Here is a 2,500-nt window from a genome sequence, read left to right as displayed (position 1 = left end):
TGCGGTCAGGTGGTGAAGCTCTGCGCCGACGCGGGCATCCAGTCCGGCGCGTCCGACGTCGTCCGCGGCCGCGTCTTCGCGCTCTTCGACGCCGTGTTCAACGTCTGCTACGTCCTGGCCATCACGGTCACGGCGCTGGCCGGTCCCTCGGACGGCTACTCCCCGGCCCTGCTGGCCACGGCCGGCGGGCTGTACCTGGCCGGCCTCGCCGCGCACGTGGTCTACCTGCGCGGTCGGCGAGCCGACACCCCCGAACTCGTCTGATTCACACGTTCGTCCTATACGGACGTATGAATCTCAGCCGGACAGGTTCTCGGCCGCCCAGGCGCGCAGCTCGGCCTCGGCCCGCTGCGCGCCGAGCGGGCCCTGCTCCATCCGCAGCGCCAGCAGGTACTTGTAGGCCTTGCCGACCTGCGGGCCGGGTCCGACACCGAGCAGCTCCATGATCTGGTTTCCGTCGAGGTCCGGGCGGATCGCGTCCAGCTCCTCCTGCTCGCGGAGCTCGGAGATCCGGTCCTCGAGCGAGTCGTAGCTGCGCTGCAGCGCGTTCGCCCGGCGCCGGTTGCGCGTCGTGCAGTCCGACCGGACGAGCTTGTGCAGCCGGTCCAGGAGCGGGCCCGCGTCGGTGACGTAGCGGCGGACCGCGGAGTCGGTCCACTCGCCCTTGCCGTAGCCGTGGAACCGCAGGTGCAGGTAGACGAGGTGGCACACGTCGTCGATGACGGCCTTCGGGTAGCGCAGGTCCTTGAGGCGCTTACGGGTCATCTTCGCCCCGACCACCTCGTGGTGGTGGAAGCTGACCCGACCGTCGGGCTCCTTGCGCCGGGTGGCCGGCTTGCCGATGTCGTGCAGGAGCGCGGCCAGGCGCAGGACCAGGTCCGGGCCGTCGGTCTCCTTGCCGATCGCCTGCTCCATCACCACCAGCGAGTGCGTGTAGACGTCCTTGTGCTGCATGTGCTCGTCGGTCTCGAGCTGCATCGCCGGCACCTCCGGCACGACGTGGGAGGCCAGCCCGGTGTCGACCATCAGCTCCAGCGCGCGCCGCGGGTGCTCGCCGAGCATCAGCTTCGAGAACTCGGCCTGCACCCGCTCGGCGGTGATCCGGCTGAGCTGACCGGACATCTCGCGCAGCGCGGCGAGGACCCGGTCGGCCGGGGTGAACCCGAGCTGGGCGACGAACCGGGCCGCGCGCAGCATCCGCAGCGGGTCGTCGGAGAACGACTGTTCGGGTGCCGCAGGGGTGTCCAGCACGCCCTGGGCCAGCGCGGCGAGCCCGCCGTGCGGGTCGACGAAGCGGTGCGCTCCCGGCCCGTCGGTCAGCTCGACGGCCATGGCGTTGACCGAGAAGTCCCGGCGCACCAGGTCACCGGTGATGTCGTCGCCGAAGCGCACCTCGGGGTTGCGGGACGCGCCGTCGTAGCTGTCCGCACGGAACGTGGTGATCTCGATCGTGTCGTGTCGGCGGCGGGCGCCGACGGTTCCGAAGGCGATGCCGGTGTCCCAGACCGCGTCGGCCCAGCCCTGCACGATCCCGAGGATCGCGTCCGGACGGGCGTCGGTGGTGAAGTCCAGGTCACCGGAGGAGCGGTGCAGCAACGCGTCGCGCACGCTGCCGCCGACGAGATAGAGCCGGTGCCCGCGCTCGGCGAACCGTGCGGCCAGCTCCTCGGCCACCGGCGGGACGTCCAGCAGCTCGACCACGGCGTTCTCCTGGGCACGGTGCAGCTCGGCCGCCTCGTCGTGGGATTGCGGGTCTGCGTCCCGGTCGAGGGGAGCAGGACGCGCCGAGGCCGTCCGGGTACCGGCGGAGGAAGAGATCACGAGCGGCGACGACACGACGGGCCAGTGTAGGCGCCGGGTCCGGACTCCCGCGCCGGGCCACGTACTCGCCGCGCGGGACGGCCCACCTCCACACGGGTGGTCGTCGCGCGAAGATCGGTGCCGCGACCGCGTCGCCGACCCGTGGGCGGACGCCGCTCTCGTTACCATCGCCACATGTCCACCTCCCGCGGCCGCTCCGGGGGGCGCCGCGCGGGGAGGTCCGCGGACCGGCGCCGCCGTCTGCGCACCGTGGACGAGACGTCGGCCGGCGGGCTCGTCGTCGACCGGAGCCGGGGGACGGCCGCGCTCATCGGCCGTCTCGACCGGCGCGGGCGGCTGCTGTGGTCCCTGCCGAAGGGCCATATCGAGGCCGGTGAGACCGCCGAACAGGCGGCGGTGCGCGAGGTCGAGGAGGAGACCGGCATCATCGGCCGGGTGATGGCTCCCCTGGGCACCATCGACTTCTGGTTCGTCGCCGAGGACCGTCGGGTGCACAAGACCGTGCACCACTTCCTGATGCGCGCCCTCGGCGGCGAGCTCAGCGATGCCGACATCGAGGTCTCCGAGGTGGCCTGGGTCCCGCTCGGCGAGCTGGAGGGTCGGCTGGCCTACGCCGACGAGCGCAGGCTGATCCGGCACGCCACGGAACTGCTGGAGGAGACCGCGTGAGGAGGGTCGC

Annotated in this window: 2 protein-coding genes and 1 pseudogene; 2 read left to right on the top strand and 1 reads right to left on the bottom strand. The window is 72.3% G+C overall.

The features are described 5' to 3' along the window. Positions 1 to 264 (top strand): annotated as a pseudogene (locus tag I4I78_RS31865) (MFS transporter); the annotation flags it as partial. A gap of 33 nt (positions 265 to 297) precedes the next feature. On the opposite strand, the gene I4I78_RS31860 reads toward I4I78_RS31865, so the two are convergent. Continuing rightward, positions 298 to 1,725 (bottom strand): CCA tRNA nucleotidyltransferase, encoded by a 1,428-nt coding sequence (locus tag I4I78_RS31860; protein ID WP_218615222.1) that lies wholly within the window; start codon positions 1,723 to 1,725, stop codon positions 298 to 300. 270 nt (positions 1,726 to 1,995) lie between these two features. Here I4I78_RS31860 and I4I78_RS31855 point away from each other — a divergent pair, with 270 nt between their 5' ends. Then, on the top strand, positions 1,996 to 2,490 hold the full coding sequence (locus I4I78_RS31855) for an NUDIX hydrolase (RefSeq protein ID WP_218615220.1): 495 nt from the start codon (positions 1,996 to 1,998) through the stop codon (positions 2,488 to 2,490). The last annotated feature ends 10 nt before the right edge of the window (positions 2,491 to 2,500 follow it).

This window comes from Pseudonocardia sp. KRD291 (genome assembly GCF_019263595.1).
GTDB lineage: Bacteria > Actinomycetota > Actinomycetes > Mycobacteriales > Pseudonocardiaceae > Pseudonocardia.
This window is presented reverse-complemented; position numbering and strand designations above follow the sequence as displayed.